Origin of the sequence: Corynebacterium sp. HMSC056F09 (assembly GCF_001815785.1) — a bacterium.
GTDB classification, from domain to species: Bacteria; Actinomycetota; Actinomycetes; order Mycobacteriales; family Mycobacteriaceae; genus Corynebacterium; species Corynebacterium hiratae.
This window is the reverse complement of the sequence record NZ_KV821943.1, coordinates 12,265-27,327: the sequence shown is the minus strand read 5'-3', so window position 1 is coordinate 27,327 and position 15,063 is coordinate 12,265. Positions and strand designations below refer to the sequence as shown.

17 protein-coding genes are annotated in these 15,063 nt (G+C 60.2%); 10 read left to right on the top strand and 7 right to left on the bottom strand.

Annotation, left to right across the window (positions count from 1 at the left end; genetic code table 11):
* Nucleotides 1-289 precede the first annotated feature (289 nt).
* Nucleotides 290-1,465 (bottom strand): acyl-CoA dehydrogenase family protein, encoded by a 1,176-nt coding sequence (locus tag HMPREF3056_RS07935; RefSeq protein ID WP_070509510.1) that lies wholly within the window; start codon nucleotides 1,463-1,465, stop codon nucleotides 290-292.
* 244 nt (nucleotides 1,466-1,709) lie between these two features.
* Here HMPREF3056_RS07935 and HMPREF3056_RS07930 point away from each other — a divergent pair, with 244 nt between their 5' ends.
* Nucleotides 1,710-2,267 carry a TetR/AcrR family transcriptional regulator gene (locus HMPREF3056_RS07930; RefSeq protein WP_046647001.1) on the top strand — a complete coding sequence of 186 codons (558 nt, stop codon included), beginning with the start codon at nucleotides 1,710-1,712 and terminating at the stop codon, nucleotides 2,265-2,267.
* Here HMPREF3056_RS07930 and HMPREF3056_RS07925 read toward each other — a convergent pair.
* Nucleotides 2,264-3,313, bottom strand: coding sequence for a hypothetical protein (locus HMPREF3056_RS07925; protein WP_070754498.1), 1,050 nt, complete (start codon nucleotides 3,311-3,313; stop codon nucleotides 2,264-2,266). The genes HMPREF3056_RS07930 and HMPREF3056_RS07925 overlap by 4 nt on opposite strands.
* Nucleotides 3,306-3,800, bottom strand: coding sequence for an RNA polymerase sigma factor (locus HMPREF3056_RS07920; RefSeq protein ID WP_046647003.1), 495 nt, complete (start codon nucleotides 3,798-3,800; stop codon nucleotides 3,306-3,308). The genes HMPREF3056_RS07925 and HMPREF3056_RS07920 overlap by 8 nt, the downstream gene beginning before the upstream one ends.
* 93 nt (nucleotides 3,801-3,893) lie before the next feature.
* Here HMPREF3056_RS07920 and HMPREF3056_RS07915 point away from each other — a divergent pair, with 93 nt between their 5' ends.
* Both HMPREF3056_RS07915 and HMPREF3056_RS07910 read left to right on the top strand, forming a co-directional pair.
* Nucleotides 3,894-4,934, top strand: coding sequence for a ribonuclease HI (locus HMPREF3056_RS07915; RefSeq protein ID WP_070754497.1), 1,041 nt, complete (start codon nucleotides 3,894-3,896; stop codon nucleotides 4,932-4,934).
* Between the two features lie 38 nt (nucleotides 4,935-4,972).
* On the top strand, nucleotides 4,973-5,434 hold the full coding sequence (locus HMPREF3056_RS07910; RefSeq protein ID WP_049156335.1) for a hypothetical protein: 462 nt from the start codon (nucleotides 4,973-4,975) through the stop codon (nucleotides 5,432-5,434).
* On the opposite strand, the gene HMPREF3056_RS07905 is transcribed toward HMPREF3056_RS07910, so the two are convergent.
* The 3 genes from HMPREF3056_RS07905 to HMPREF3056_RS07895 all read right to left on the bottom strand — a co-directional run bounded on the left by HMPREF3056_RS07905 (nucleotide 5,431) and on the right by HMPREF3056_RS07895 (nucleotide 7,778).
* Entirely contained in the window at nucleotides 5,431-5,886 is a 456-nt protein-coding gene (locus HMPREF3056_RS07905) for a YdcF family protein (protein WP_070545378.1), read from the bottom strand. The two genes, HMPREF3056_RS07910 and HMPREF3056_RS07905, sit on opposite strands and share 4 nt — an antisense overlap.
* A gap of 86 nt (nucleotides 5,887-5,972) precedes the next feature.
* On the bottom strand, nucleotides 5,973-6,473 hold the full coding sequence (purE, locus tag HMPREF3056_RS07900; RefSeq protein WP_046647007.1) for a 5-(carboxyamino)imidazole ribonucleotide mutase: 501 nt from the start codon (nucleotides 6,471-6,473) through the stop codon (nucleotides 5,973-5,975).
* A 42-nt stretch (nucleotides 6,474-6,515) separates the two neighbouring features.
* Nucleotides 6,516-7,778: a 5-(carboxyamino)imidazole ribonucleotide synthase gene (locus HMPREF3056_RS07895; protein ID WP_070754496.1), complete on the bottom strand. Its 1,263-nt coding sequence runs from the start codon at nucleotides 7,776-7,778 to the stop codon at nucleotides 6,516-6,518.
* Between HMPREF3056_RS07895 and budA the strand changes: the two genes are divergently transcribed.
* Nucleotides 7,764-8,483, top strand: coding sequence for an acetolactate decarboxylase (budA, locus tag HMPREF3056_RS07890; RefSeq protein ID WP_070509501.1), 720 nt, complete (start codon nucleotides 7,764-7,766; stop codon nucleotides 8,481-8,483). The genes HMPREF3056_RS07895 and budA overlap by 15 nt on opposite strands.
* Here budA and HMPREF3056_RS07885 read toward each other — a convergent pair.
* Nucleotides 8,480-8,923 carry a hypothetical protein gene (locus tag HMPREF3056_RS07885; RefSeq protein WP_046647237.1) on the bottom strand — a complete coding sequence of 148 codons (444 nt, stop codon included), beginning with the start codon at nucleotides 8,921-8,923 and terminating at the stop codon, nucleotides 8,480-8,482. The two genes, budA and HMPREF3056_RS07885, sit on opposite strands and share 4 nt — an antisense overlap.
* A 465-nt stretch (nucleotides 8,924-9,388) precedes the next feature.
* On the opposite strand from HMPREF3056_RS07885, the gene HMPREF3056_RS07880 reads away from it, so the two are divergent.
* Genes HMPREF3056_RS07880 through rbsD form a run of 6 tightly spaced genes read left to right on the top strand, consistent with a single transcriptional unit; the run spans nucleotide 9,389 to nucleotide 15,056 of the window.
* A complete protein-coding gene (locus tag HMPREF3056_RS07880) occupies nucleotides 9,389-10,378 on the top strand; it encodes a LacI family DNA-binding transcriptional regulator (RefSeq protein WP_046647010.1) in 990 nt (329 codons plus the stop codon).
* On the top strand, nucleotides 10,375-11,913 hold the full coding sequence (locus HMPREF3056_RS07875; protein WP_070754495.1) for a sugar ABC transporter ATP-binding protein: 1,539 nt from the start codon (nucleotides 10,375-10,377) through the stop codon (nucleotides 11,911-11,913). Before HMPREF3056_RS07880 ends, HMPREF3056_RS07875 begins: the two co-directional genes overlap by 4 nt.
* A 2-nt stretch (nucleotides 11,914-11,915) precedes the next feature.
* The gene (locus HMPREF3056_RS07870; RefSeq protein ID WP_070754494.1) at nucleotides 11,916-12,857 is read left to right on the top strand and encodes an ABC transporter permease; all 942 of its coding nucleotides are present in this window, start codon (nucleotides 11,916-11,918) and stop codon (nucleotides 12,855-12,857) included.
* A gap of 12 nt (nucleotides 12,858-12,869) precedes the next feature.
* Nucleotides 12,870-13,784, top strand: a complete 915-nt coding sequence (locus HMPREF3056_RS07865; RefSeq protein ID WP_070754493.1) for a D-ribose ABC transporter substrate-binding protein — start codon at nucleotides 12,870-12,872, stop codon at nucleotides 13,782-13,784.
* Nucleotides 13,781-14,689 (top strand): ribokinase, encoded by a 909-nt coding sequence (locus HMPREF3056_RS07860; RefSeq protein ID WP_049156354.1) that lies wholly within the window; start codon nucleotides 13,781-13,783, stop codon nucleotides 14,687-14,689. Before HMPREF3056_RS07865 ends, HMPREF3056_RS07860 begins: the two co-directional genes overlap by 4 nt.
* A complete protein-coding gene (gene rbsD, locus HMPREF3056_RS07855; protein ID WP_046647014.1) occupies nucleotides 14,682-15,056 on the top strand; it encodes a D-ribose pyranase in 375 nt (124 codons plus the stop codon). The genes HMPREF3056_RS07860 and rbsD overlap by 8 nt, the downstream gene beginning before the upstream one ends.
* The last annotated feature ends 7 nt before the right edge of the window (nucleotides 15,057-15,063 follow it).

The window sequence follows — 15,063 nt, the reverse complement described above, 5'->3', positions numbered from 1 at the left end:
ACATAATTGGCTGATCCTTCAACAAAGTAATCCACAAGGTTCCCCCCACAAGGCTTCACTCAGAAGTCTCTAGTCAAAAGGCTCGTTTGCACCCAAGTAAACCTTCTAACAGCAAAAAGAAGGTTCGTTTGCCCCCAAACAAACCTTCTCACTAATGCCTTCTGAGCAGAACCATCTTCGACCGCTCACGGCGGTTCCAACAGAGGCCTCCCCACCAGGACTCGAACCTAGAGGGGCCGCGATAGTGGGGAAAAGATGGGCACGGTGAAATAGGGGCCACTTCGAATCGCTACTTGTAGGCCGAGAAGCCCGTAATCTTCTTGCCCATAATGAGGGACTGCACGGTATCGGTGCCCTCGTAGGTGTGCATGGCCTCGATGTCAGCGAAGTGGCGCGCGATGTCGTTTTCCAGCAGGATGCCCACCCCGCCGAGCATGTCGCGGGCATCGGCGGCGATGCGGCGCGCGGCCCGCGTGTTGTGGAGCTTCGCCGCCGAGGCTTGCTCCGGAGCCAAGGTCCCTGCGGTCTCGCGCAAAGAAACCTCACGGCAGGTCAGCATCATTTGGCTCAAATCGAGCACCATGTTGGCCAAGCGTTGCTGAATGATCTGCGCCTTCGCCAGCTCACGGCCAAACTGCACGCGCTCGAGCACATAGGAGCGGGCAATCTCATAGCAGGCCACCGCCGACCCCAGCGCCATCCAGGACACACCAATGCGTGTAGCAGTCAGCACGCGAGACACATCCTTGAAGCTGCGGCAGCCCGGTAGCTGGTTGGCGGCGGGGATTCGGCAATCAGTCAACGTGATGTGCGCCTGGTGGATAGCGCGAAGAGAAAGCTTGCCCTCAATAACGGAAGCCGAATAACCAGGAGCCTCCTGCGGCACGATGAAACCGCCAACATTGCCATCCTCCATGCGCGCATAGATGATCGTGATGCCGCCGGAAGCGCCATTACCAATCCACTTCTTCTCACCGTTGAGCACCCACTCATCGCCATCGCGCACCGCGGTCGTCTCCAAAGCAATCGAGTCCGAACCGTGAGCTGGCTCCGTCAGCCCGAAAGCGCCGAGCAGCGAACACGAAGCCATCTGCGGCAGGTACTCAGCCTGCTGTTCCGGAGAGCCCAGCATCGAAATTGAGCGCATGGCCAGCCCAGCCTGCACCGCAATCACCGTGCCCATCGAGGCATCCGCACGCGTGACCTCCATGAGTGCCAAGCCAGCACCAAGCGTCGACATCTGCTCGTGGCCTTCCACCGCCAAACCATCCGTCATCACGTCCAAGTCGCCCAAGCGCTGAACCAAGTCCAGCGGGTACTCCGCAGCCTGCCAGTGCTGGTTGATCACCGGGGCGGAGTACTCGCGAAACTGCGCCGCACGCTTCCACCCAGCAGCATCTGATGCAGAGAGGTCGTCAAAAACACCCAAGAAATCAGTGGTGGGCTCGAAAAGGTTGTGGGACATAGTAAATTCTCCAACAAACAGGCAATACGAATGGCGATTAGCCCCAATTGTGACCTGACTCTCCCCGGGCTGTCAAGTGCTCCACACATAATGCGATTGCCCCGCACATAACGCGGCCCGACCACACGCAATGCAGCACGACCACGCACGCACAGCCACCAGACAATCCAGTACCCCACCGTCCCCCGCAGCCCGCATCGCAGGTACACTAACCACCATTAGCTCATTGAGGAGGACGCCCACCATGGCCAACCAGAGACGCCGCGACCAAATCGCCGCCGCCGCACTCGACCTCTTTGACCAGCGCGGCTACCACGCCACCGGCATGGAGGACATCGCCAAAGCCGTCGGCATGCGCGCCTCCAGCCTGTACAACCACTACTCCTCCAAACAAGAGCTTCTCGCCGAAGTCACCATCACCGCCATGGAGGACCTCCTGCGCGCCAACGCCGCCTGCCTCGCCGGGCTGAGCGATCCCCGCGACAAACTCGTCGCCACCATGAAAGCCCACGTCATCTACCACGCCACCCACGCCCGGCGCGTCCGCGTGGTCAACAACGAGCTCACCAACCTCGAAGAACCCCACAAGTCCGTCGTCCTGCAACTGCGCCGCGATTATGTCGCGCGGTGGATGGCCGTGGTCAACGAGGGAGACTTTCACGCGGAGAACCTCAAAATCGCCTGCTGGGCGCTCATCGATATGGGCATCGGCGTGGCCCAATGGTTCAGCCCCGACGGTGATTACACCGCCGAGGCTTTAGGTGACATGTACGGCCAGTTCGCCCTGCGCCAGCTTACCTAGGGCGCACAACCAATCTGCTGCTCTTCCTCACGCCCATCCGGGTACTGCACGCGCACGCGGGAGTAGACCTCGGCGTGGTAGCCGCAGGCCACGCGCTTGTCGACGACCACCTTCACTCGGTCCTCGCTAAACTCGCCCTCCGCGCAGTTGGGGTCACAGTTATTCTCGATGGCCACGCCGTCTGCCTCCGCGGCATCCGCGCCCCAGTGCTGCCATTCAAGCTGGTTGACCAAGTAGTTATTATCCGCACAGGCCAGCGAGATGCGGTCCGGGCCCTCCAGGCCCGTGACGGAGACACAGTCCAAAATGGCCGTGGCATCGATGGTGGTTTCCACGTCTGGGCCTACGAGTCCAACCACGCGCACCAACTGGCCGGTGGCGGGCAGGACGGAGAAGGAGACGCGGTCGGAATCGCGAATCACGGTGACCAGCTGGTCCTCGCCCTCGCCCTCAACGGTGCCGACCTCATTGCCCTCCGCGTCTGCCAACATGTCATAGGCAATCTTCTGCTGCTCGCTACTCAGTCCCGGCTGGAGCAGCAGCTCCAACGCGCCTAGCGCGCGATTCGGGGCGGAATCCGCCAGCTTCTCCAGCCCGGCGCGGTCGGTCGCCACGACGAGGTCCTCCGGATTAATGGACGGCTGCGGATCGAAGCCCGGCACCTCGCCCTGCGAGGACACCTCCACGGCACCGCCGGCATCCACCGCATATTCGGTGATCGCCGTGGCATCGCCAAGCGTATCGACGCGCTTCATGTATTCCTTCGCGGTCACCCCCTTATCCACGGCATCGGGCTGAGTGGCTGCAGCTTCGCCGGCCTGGGTCAGGATCTCCGCAGCCGAGGCCACGGGCTCCGAGTGATTGAGCAGCGGGAAGGCACCGCCGATGAGCGCGAGCACCGCGACGGACGCCGCCGCAATGGTCAACGTGGGGCGGCCCTTCGTGATCTTTGCGAGGGTGTCTTCGGAGCGGGTGAGGGAGGCGTCGTCAAGCGCGGTGTCGGGAACGGGGTTGGCGGCGCGGAGTTTGTCGAGAGAGTTAGACATCGGTTTCTCCTGTGAGTTCGGAAAGGTGGGTGCGTGCGCGGTGCAGGCGAACACGCACGTTGTTGCGGGAAATGCCGAGGACCTCGGCGATATCGGGATGGTCGAGCCCCTCCCAGGCATGGAGAGTGAGAATTTCGCGCTCGGCGTGCGAGAGCTGCATCAGCGCGCGCGTGATGTCAAGGTTGGCATCGACAGCGTCATAGCCGGCGTAGGACTCCAGCTCGTGATCATCGAGGTTCTCCGTTTCCCGGCGGGTGCGGTAGAACTCGCGCATCACGTTGCGGGCGATGCCATACAGCCACGGCAGCGGCGTGCCGCGCAACGAGTCGAAGCCGGCCCACGCCCGCTCGAAAACGTCGGCCGCCAGCTCTTCGGCATGGCTCGGTGGGACGCGGCGGCGCAGGTAGGCCAGCACCGCTGGATAATGCTCGCGGAACAGGCGGGAGAACTCCCGCTTGCGCGAACCAGGCAAGGTAAGGACAGACACTAATTAACTCCAGATTTCTATCGGGCTCACTGAGTATGTTGCACCAGACGCCCAAGCGTTACAGCGGACTGATCAAATGGTTTACTAAAGGGGATGGAACCTCTCGAGCTCTCCGCCCTGACGGGCACGCAGTCGCGCACCTACGGCACGCGCAAGATCACTAAACACATGATCTCAGCACCTGTGCACGTGGCCATTGCACTGTGGGACGAGCGCTGGGATTCTGCGGAGGACGGGACAATCGACGGCTGGGTCATTGCCGTCAACACCACGAAGACGCGCTTTGTGCGCAAGGGCCAGATTAAAAAGGGCGACATCGTTGAGGTGGCCGTCCGCGAATTCGAAAAGGCCACCAAGGGGCTCCGGGGCCGCAAGTGGATCGTCACCGGCCGGCGGCAGGCAGCGCTGCGGGCTGCGCTGGAAAAGCGCGGCTATACCGTGACGGGGAGTTTTGCGGAGGAGAATAGGGCGTCGAAAAGCGCCAGCTCCGTGCGGCGCAAGCAGGCCGGCATCACCGCGCGCCGCGCGAAGAAGGAGGGCGAGGCGCCGCGCAAGAAGCAGGTCGTAAAGGTAGAAACGCCGAAAGCGCACTGGTGGCCGAACTTCTCGACGGCTTCCTCCTGGCCGGAGGGCGCTACCGTGCGCATCGCCACGGATGCCTCCTCGGACACGGTATTCAAAGGCTCCATGTGTTTCGTGGCCAGCAATGGCGACTACCGGTTGCGCACGCGCAAGACGACGGCCAGCACCGATGAGCTTGAACTCGAATCCCTCACCTTGGCACTGAAATACCTGCTCAAGGTCGGCGCAACCAAGGCGATCATCGAGTCGGACTCCGTCGCCGCGTTGGAAGCGGTGGAGCAGATTCGGAAGAAGGGCTCGAAGGCGATGCGCTCGCGGGGCGTGTGGCGCGGGCTGTCCTCGGGCTCGCGTTCGCGCTTCCAGCAGGCGTGGCATGACGTGGAGGGAGTCTGCGAGGTGACCATCCGCCGCGTGCTGGGGCATGCCGGTGACCCGCTGAACCGGGCTGCAGACCAGATTGCATACATGGGCCTGCGCGCGATTGCGCACCCGATGAAGCAATCGCGGGCGACGCTGAAAGAGGGCATCACGAAGGCGCTGGCCAAGCTCTAATTCGGGGTTCGGCGCATGCGTGGCCTAGTGTAAATCGCATGAGCAATCCCTTTGACTCCAATCCTTTTGAGGAGCCGGCCAAGCCTTTCAGCGGCCGTGGAGCGAACCCCTTCGCGGAGCCCGCGCGTGAGGCGTATGCGGCGCCTTCTGCGACTCCGCCTGTGACGCCTTTCGCGGATCCTTTTGCTGAGCCTTTTGCCGAGTCTGAGCACGCATACGCCCCGGCCCCGCTGCAGGACTATTCCCTCGAGCAGCACTCAACGGGCGGCAAGGTTCACCGCTTTTCCGTCTTCAAGGGCCTGCTCAGCCTGTTCTCATTCTTGGTCGGCTTCACCGCGATTACCGATGGCGACGTAGCCTTCGGCCTCGGCTTCGCTTTGCCCGGCGCGTGGTACTTCATCAAGACGCTGCAGCAGAAAGCCAACCCGACCACGCCGCAGAAGCGCCACTGGTTTGTCATTTGGCTCATCGCCATCGTGCTCATGTTCTTCGGTGCCTAGGCCACAAGCCGCCGCCACACGATGCGCAGCAGCGAATGCGGGGTCGCCACTACCTCGCGCAGGTAGTTCCACGGGCGGTCTCTTCGCGGGGTGCCAACACCATGCGTGCGGACCCGAATCCCTAGGTGCCAGGCCCACATGCGGGTGCGCAGCACGTGGAAGTCATTGGTCACAACGCGGAAGTAGCTATAGTCCGGGCACAGCGCATGTGCGCGCTCAAGATTCTCGTTGGTGCTCGTAGCGAGTGGTTCGAGGCGAATCCGCTCCGGATTAACGCCCCGCTCGATGAGGTAGCGCGCCATCGGCTCCGCTTCCCCGTAACCGGATACGATGATCGGCTCCTCCGGCAGCATGCGAGCCATCACCACCGCGCGGTCCAAGCGGCTGCGCAGCAGCGAGCCGGGCTCGCTGCCCTCCACGCGCGCGCCCAACACCAGAAGCGGAAACTGCATGCCCGCTAGCTTAGCGTGCATACTGGTCAGCATGAGTATGTGCGTAGTCGGCTCTTAAGATCAATCTCCCCGGTCGACTTCCCGCTTTATTCGCCGAGGAGCTGGGAACGCAGGTTCTCGTCCTTCTTCTCTACCTCGGCGGCCATGTTCTCCTGGTAGGCCGCCATCTTCTCCACGAGGGCTGGGTCGCCCGCGGAGAGGATGCGCACGGCGAGCAAGCCGGCGTTCTTGGCACCACCGATGGATACGGTGGCCACCGGAACGCCGCCCGGCATCTGCACGATGGACAACAGTGAGTCGAGACCATCGAGATCCTTCAGCGCGCGCGGGATGCCAATCACCGGAAGCGGCGTGGCCGCGGCAACCATGCCCGGTAGGTGGGCCGCACCACCGGCACAAGCGATGATGGCTTTGAGCCCGCGCTCGTGGGCAGACTTGGCATAAGCCAACATCTTTTCTGGGGTGCGGTGCGCGCTGACGACGCCCACTTCAAAGGGCACGCCGAACTCGGCGAGCACCTCGGCGGCGGGCTTGACGGTGGGCCAGTCGGAATCGGATCCCATGATCAGGCCGACGAGAGGTTCCATGAAAAATCTCCTTCTTTACTAAGGCTTAAGCTCGCTGCGGGATTAAGCCCACTGGGCGTGGACGAGGAAGTGGGCAGCATCGTGAGCGATGTGGCGGGTCTCCTCGACGTCATCGCCGACGACATTGACGTGGCCGATCTTGCGGCCCGGCTGGTGGTCCTTGCCATAAAGGTGGACCTTCGCCTCTGGGTAGCGCTCCATCACTTCGCGGACTCGCTGCGGCATGGGCATCTGTGGATCCTCCTCAGCACCCAGCACATTAGCCATGACCGTTACGGGAGCCAATGGCGCGGTGGAGCCAAGCGGCAGGTCCAACACGGCGCGCAGGTGCTGCTCGAACTGTGAGGTCACGCAACCATCCTGGGTCCAGTGGCCGGTGTTGTGCGGGCGCATCGCCAGCTCGTTGACGGCGATGTCTTCCGCCACGCATACTCCCGGGGCACCCGAGGCGGACGCAATGATGGCGCCGGCGTCTTGCTTCGTCGCAAAGGCGAAGAGCTCCACTGCAAGCACGCCAGTCACGCCGAGCTCGGTAGCTACCTTGATGCCTACCTGAATGGCGCGCTCTGCCAACTCCGGGGACAGGTTCGGGGCGGGTGCGAAAGCTTCGGCGCAAATGCCATCGCGCTGCACGGACTCGGTGACCGGCCAAGCCTTCACTTCGCCGGAGGGGCGGCGGGCGACGAGCACGGACAGCTCGCGGGTAAGGGCCACTTTTTCCTCAGCCATCAGCGGGGTGCCTGCCGCGAGAAGTTCTTCTACCAGCGGCTCCAGCTCCTCCGCAGAGGGGAACCACACGCCATGGCCGTCGTAGCCGCCGCGGCGGGCTTTGAGGCACACGTGATCGTCGACAAGCGCGGCAAAATCCCGCGCATCCTCCACCGAGTCGATAGCAGCAAAGCGTGGCACCGGGGCGCCCAGCTCGGCCAGCTTCTGGCGCATGAGCAGCTTGTCCTGCGCGTAGAGGAGGGCGGAAGGCTGGGGCTGAACGTTGAGACCGTCGGCGATGAGCGCCTGGACGTGCTCCGTGGGGACGTGCTCGTGCTCAAAAGTAATTGCGTCCGCGCCTTCCGAAGCGGCGGTGAGCACGTTGAGATCGTGGTAGTCGCCCAAAACGACGTCCGGGATCACCTGGGCGGCGGACTTGTCTGGCGCGGAGGCCAGCACGCGCAGGTGGATGTCGAGCTCCGCGGCGGCCGGCTGCATCATGCGCGCAAGCTGGCCGTCTCCATAAACAGTAACGAGGGGTTTGTGTTGTTCACTCACTCTTTCAATACTAGCCTTGGGGCCATGATCGTCCGGCATACCATCTTTCAGAACTCCCTCATGACCGCGCTGTTGGATGGCATTTACGACGGCGAAATGACCATCGGCGAGCTCTTGGGCAAGGGCAATTTCGGCATCGGCACCTTCGATGCGCTGGACGGGGAGATGATTATCCTCGACGGCGTGTGCTACCAGCTGCGCGGTGATGGAACCGCGACGGTGGCTGACTTGGACCAGGGAACCCCCTTCGCGGTAGCCACGAACTTTGTCCCCCGTATTAAGGTGGCCGCCCCCAAAGGATTGAAGCGCGAGGAGCTATCGGCCTTCATCGATGAGGTCGAGCCTTCCGCCAACTACATGTACGCGGTGCGTATCACCGGACGCTTCAGCAACGTGGTTACCCGCACGGTGGTCAAGCAGAGCAAGCCCTACCCGCCGATGGCGCAGGCGGTGGGCGGTGACAAGGAGCTGCGCTTTGACGACGTCGAGGGCATCATCGGTGGTTTCCGCACGCCGGTCTTTGAGAAGGGAATCTCCGTGCCCGGATGCCACGTGCACTTCATCGACGCTGCGCGTACCTCCGGCGGGCACGTGCTGGACTACACGGTGGATGAGGCCACGATTGAACTGTGCCCCGGCACGGACCTCGACCTGCGCCTGCCGCTGACCCACGAATTCCGCTCCGCCAACCTGGCGCCTGATGACCTAGACCAGCAGCTGCACACGACGGAGATTAAGGACTAACCCCAGACCGGTTGCTCGTTGAGGATGTCCTCGACGCGTTTGGCTTTGGGGATGGATGGGAAATACATCGGCTTCTCATAGCCGTGAAGTGCCAGCGAAATCCCACCGCGACGGCGGCGCGCACCACGAATATCAGTGAGCGGGATCGAATCGACGTGCTTGCCTTCCCGAGCGATGACGCGCAGGTTGGTCACGATGAAGCGCTTGCGGCGGGCCTTGGCAAGGGGCACGATGAAGCGCCAGACGGCAAGCAGGGCCCATAAAGCTACTAAGCCATTGCGAATCGCCAAGTCAATGCCGTTATAGTCACACCAGCCGATGGCAATCCAGCACACACCCGTGACGACGACGAGCTCTAAAAAGGGAAAGAGCAGTGTCCGAAACGGGGCGGTCATGTCCGCGCGCACAACCTCGCCGCGGCCCATCTGCATGAGGTTCATGGGGCACATGGTACCTACCTTCCCACTCGTTCCACGGTCCTCCCCCGCTACCCGAGCGTGAGGGGTGACCGCCTCCTAGCCTCGGCAGTCCGGCGGCCCGGCGGTCCGGCGCGGCATCGCACATGGCATTTCCTAAAAGGCATCAGTCGAAGGGCGTCTTTGCCCCTGAAAACACCATCTGTCGGCCTGTAAAAGGCGTCTTTGGGAGTAAAGACGCCTTTTGACTAATGCCTTCTGATAGACGCCTTGTGAAAAGCGCCATGCGGGATTGTGACAACCTAGCGCGTTCCACCGGGGTTACCTCTCCTCGCAGATGGGGCCAGTGCACGGAAATTTCTAGACCTCACGACTAGCGCACGACGACTAGCGCACGACACAAAACCCTTGACAGCGGGAAAGGCCGGCAGTAGGTTGAGAAACACCTATGCAATCGATTGCACTAGAGGCCACAGGAAGGAGGATTTCATGACTGGAGCCACATTAAAAGATATTGCCGCTGCGGCCGGGGTTTCAGTTTCCACCGCCTCGCGTTCCCTTGCCGGAAATCCTGCTATCTCCGAGAAAACACGGGCAAAGGTAATGAGCATTGCGCAACAGCTCAATTATTTGCCCAACGCTCAGGCACGAGCCTTGAGAAACTCTCGGTCCGACGCCATAGGGCTTATCATCCCCAACTTGGACAATGCCTATTTTGCTGCCATGGCCGCTGCAGTGGAAGAAGAAGCGAATAAGCGCAAACTCTCGACCATAATTACCAGTTGCGGAGAAGACCCAGAGCGCCTAACCAAGGCCCTCGACACCCTCTCCCAACGCCAGGTAGACGGAATCATCAGTGTCCCGCTCGAAGGTGCAGAAGATGCACTGCAGCGCGCGGCGGAATCTCGCCCACTGATACTCATCGATCGTTCTCTTAAAAACCTCCCAGCCGTGGTCTCAAACCCAATTACCGGGATACATGCGGCCGTGGCCCAGCTCAAGAGCAAGGGACACACGTCAATTGGGTATCTCTCTGGCCCCCAAGAAACGTCCACCGGACGCGAGCGCCTCAACGCATTCAAGGACGCAACAACCGGAATGGATATCCACATCCATCACGGCAGCTTCCGCCACCGATCTGGATACAAGGGCGCCATCGCGCTTCTTCAAGAAGGCGTCACAGCCATAGTCGCAGGCGATTCCATGATGACCGCAGGCGCGCTAGAAGCTTGCCATAACGCTGGCAAAAGAATTGGTGAAGAAATCGCACTAGTTGGCTTCGATGACTTCATCTTTTTACGTTTCCAACCAGCGCCAATCTCTGTCATAGACCAGAACGTTACGCGCATGGGAGAAGAAGCTACCGCTCGCTTGGTTGACGCAATTGATAACAAGCGACAGCCCGAATCGACGGTCATCGATACCCGCTATATCCCACGAATGTCCACCGCCTACCGATTCCCTGGAGAACTCACATGAGTGAAACCGTCCTAAAACTTGAAGGCGTAACCAAGTCCTTCGGCCCCGTTGATGTCATTAAAGGGGTCGACCTCAGCGTTCGGCGAGGCCAAGTTCAAGCTCTTTTGGGCGAAAACGGCGCCGGTAAGTCCACGCTCATCAAAATGATTGCGGGCGTACACGAACCGGACTCTGGCCGCATACTAGTAGATGGCAAAGAAGTTAGAATCCCCGATACTAAGGCCTCCGAGGCCCTCGGTATCGCCACTATTCACCAAGAACTCAACTTGGTGCCGACGATGTCAGTGGCTGAAAACATTGTGCTCGGTCGCACTCCGCAACGCTACGGACTTGTCAACCGCAAGCATCTCAAGGCTCAAGCACAAGCAGCCCTACACCTCATCGGACTTGATGTTGACTTGGATACTCCGGTGGGTGAGTTGGGCGTCGCCAAGCAGCAGCTGGTTGAGATCGCCAAAGCCCTTTCCATGAATGCGCGCATCCTTATCTTGGATGAACCCACAGCCGCGTTGACCGGCAAAGAAGTCGATGCGCTCTTTACAGTTCTCGAAGGACTCAAAGCAAAAGGCGTGGCGATGGTGTTTATCAGCCACCACCTGGATGAACTGGCACGGATCGCGGAGACCATTTGCGTACTGCGCGATGGTGCCTTCATCGCCGAGGTCCCTTCCGATACAGATGAGGATGAACTGGTCCGGCTGATGGTCGGTCGCAGTATCGAAAACCAGTACCCGCGCGACACTCCGCCCGAGCGCGGCGAGGTCTTGCTTGAAGTTGCAGGCCTGACTACGCAAGGTTCGTTTCAGGACATCTCCTTCGAGGTCCACTCCGGCGAAGTTGTCGGTCTCGCCGGACTTGTCGGCGCTGGCCGCACGGAGATCATTCGTGCCATTGCTGGCGCAGACACCTACGATTCAGGATCCATTCGTGTGAATGGCCAAGAACTTCGAGGCGGCGACATCGGCGCCGCAATTCGCGCCGGAGTGGGACATATCCCCGAGGACCGGAAAGCACAGGCGCTAGTTCTGGATGCTTCGGTAGCAGATAATCTCGGTTTCGCGACGCTCTACCCCACCGCTAGAGCTGGGATTGCGGACCGTTCTGGCCAACATCGGCGTGCGGGAGAAGTGGCAGAAAAACTTCGTATACGTATGTCCGGGCTTGACCAGGCTATCCGCAATCTCTCCGGCGGAAACCAGCAAAAAGCCGTCTTCGGCCGGTGGGTCCTCGCCAACTCAAAGGTTCTCCTACTCGATGAGCCAACCCGCGGCGTCGACGTAGGCGCCAAGGTAGAAATCTACAACATCATTAACGAGATTACGGCAGCCGGTGGCGCGGTCCTCATGGCTTCCTCTGATCTACCAGAGGTACTTGGTATGTCTGACCGGATCCTCGTCATGTCAGGGGGCCAACTTGCCGGACAACTGCCAAAAGACTCCACTCAAGACGAGGTCATGACCCTCGCCGTAGCCAACGTAACTTCAGCAACTTCCGCTGCCGCTACTAACTCCGCTAGCCACGACCCCAAGGATTAATTATGACCAAGAATCGTGTAGCCAACTGGGCTCTGAACAATGGCGCTCTCGTCGGCCTCATCGCGCTGTGCATAGCGCTTTTCATCGCCACCCCGTATTTTTTAACCGTAACGAATCTACTTAATGTAGGCATCCAGGCAGCTACCGTGGCCATCCTGGCTTTCGGCATGACCTTCGTTATTGTTACCGCGGGAATCGACCTTTCTGTCGGTTCTGTAGCCGCTCTTGGCGCTATGGTGTCGGCCTATATGTTCTCCACTGCTGGGCTTCCGGGCTGGCTGACTCTCCTCATTGGTCTCGGTGTGGGTGCCTTGGCGGGCGCTATCTGTGGAATGGCCACTGCGTGGGGAAAGATTCCCTCCTTCATTGCAACACTGGCAATGATGTCTGTTGCGCGTGGCCTAACCCTCGTCATCTCGCAAGGCTCTCCCATTGAGACCGCGCCTTCGGTCAACTTCTTTGGCAGCGACGTAGCCGGCCTCCCAGTGCCCATCATCATGATGGTGATTGCTGGGCTCCTCTGTTGGTTCATCCTCGAGCGCACTGTGCTCGGCCGTTCCATGTACGCGATCGGAGGAAATCTCGAAGCAGCTCGCCTCTCCGGTCTCCCAGTCAAGCGCATCCAGATCGCAGTTTTCGCGCTTTCTGGGTTCTTCGCAGCGTGGGCAGGCATGGTTATGGCGGGCCGACTCGAATCTGCACAACCGCAAGCAGGCACCGGTTATGAGCTGGATGCCATCGCCGCAGTCGTCATCGGTGGTGCCTCGCTGTCTGGTGGACAAGGCAAAGCAACGGGAACTCTGGTTGGCGCTATTTTGCTGGCTGTCATCCGAAACGGCCTCAACCTCCTCAATGTTTCCTCCTTCTGGCAGCAGATTGTCATCGGTTTAGTCATCGCGTTGGCCGTGGGCTTCGACGTCTTCCGCAATAAGACGGCTAACTAAAAGGAGTGCCTCATGAAAAAGATCATTTCTGCAGTTCTCGTTGCCGTTCTTGCTTTGGGTTTGGTCTCATGCAACCGCTCTGAGGAAGACCGTCAGCGCATAACTCTTGCGCTATCAACCCAGACAAACCCCTTCTTCGTTGAGCTACGCCATGGCGCACAGGACAAGGCCAAAGAACTCGGAGTCCCCCTCGATATCCAAGACGCCTCGGATGATCCTGCTCAGCAAGTCAATCAACTCGGCAACGCTACGTCGATGGGCGCGAAAGTGGTGGTTGTTAACCCCACAGACTCCGATGCTGTAGCTCCAGCAGTACGCGGAATCAAGAACAATGGTGTCCCTGTGGTCGGTGTAGACCGCGACGTTAACGGCGTAGATTTAGATTCCATGGTTGCCTCCGACAATGTCGCCGGCGGTGCCCAAGCAGCAGATCAGCTGGCCAAATCCATCGGGGAAGAAGGTGACATCCTCATCCTGCAGGGCACCGCAGGTACGTCGGCCTCGCGCGAACGTGGCAAGGGCTTCGAGTCACAGATTGCCAAGTACCCGGGCATCAAGGTCGTTGCTAAACAGTCGGCAAGTTTTGATCGTACAGAGGGGCTCAATGTAGCCACCAACCTTTTGCAAGCCAACCCGAACATCAAGGCCATCTTTGCGGAGAACGATGAAATGGCCCTTGGCGCCGTCGAAGCCCTGGGATCGCGCGCTGGTTCCGAGGTCAAGATCGTGGCCTTTGACGGTACTTTCGACGGACTTAAGGCTGTCAAGGACGGCAAGCTGGAAGCTACTATCGCTCAGCAACCAGCCGAGCTCGGTGCCCGCGCCATCGAGCAAGCCGCACAACTCCTGCATGGTGAAAAGGCACAGAAATCTGTCCCCGTAGAAGTCATCACCGTTACCCGCGACAACGTAGAGGATTTCCAATGAGCAAGTTAACTGTCGTCGGTTCTATCAATGCCGATCTCATCGTCCACGCCGAGCGCCACCCTCAGCCCGGAGAGACCCTGCTGGGTTCTGGCGGTGAAATCCTAGCCGGGGGCAAGGGCGCAAACCAGGCAGTGGCCGCGGCCCAACTTGGTGCGCATGTCGCTTTCGTTGGCGCCGTAGGGTCTGATCCCTATGCGGAACCCGCTATGCATTACATGCGGACCTCGGGTATCGATCTCAGTGCAGTAGAGCAGGTAGACACCAATACTGGCCTCGCTGTCATCACTGTTTCCGCCGACGGCGAGAACACCATCGTCATTTCCCCCGGCGCTAACGCTCAAGTCGACTCAGATTTTGTCGCCGCTCGCGCCTCCACCATCGCCGATGCCGACATTGTTCTCCTACAAGGTGAAATCCCTGCTTCCGGTTTTCAAGCCGCAGTAGAACACAGCAATGGACGCGTCGTGGTTAACCTCGCCCCTGTTGTCCAAGTCGACCGTGAAAGCCTGCTGCAAGCCAATCCGCTTCTTGCCAATGAGCACGAGGCTGGTCTCATTTTAGAGCAGCTCGGTCTTCCCTCCGATGGCACCCCTCACGAGCTTGCTCACCGACTTATTGAGGCTGGCTTCCGCTCCGTAGTCTTAACCCTTGGCGCGCGTGGAGCGTACGTAGCCACCCCAGAAGGCGGCACGGATATACCTACCCCACGCGTGACCACCATAGATACCACCGGTGCTGGCGACGCCTTCGCCGGCGCGTTGTGCTCCCGACTCTTGCAGGGCGACTCACTCATCGATGCGGCCTCATTCGCTGCCCGCGTCGGAGCTTTCGCTACAACCGGCAATGGAGCACAGCCTTCTTACCCAACTACTTCTTCACGCTTACCGGAGGTGGACAATGCGTAAATCTGGAATCCTCAACCCTGCACTCGCCAGCGCCGTTGCTCGCCTTGGGCACACCGATACTTTCGTCATCGCGGATTGCGGGCTTCCCATACCGCAGGATGTGACAGTTATTGATTTGACGTTAACCTTTGGCATCCCTTCCTTCGGCGATACGCTTTCCGCGTTACTCGCCGAAGTAGTAGTAGAGGCAGCCACGATTGCGGATGCCACTCCGCCAGAGGTTCGGACGCTGCTTCCCAGCATCCCACTTACGGAAATCTCGCACGAGGAGCTCAAACATCAAGTCGCCGACGCCTCTTTCGTGGTGCGCACTGGGTCAACAACGCCGTTTTCCAATGTGATCTTTCGCTCCGGCGTGCCCTTTTAAAACACCT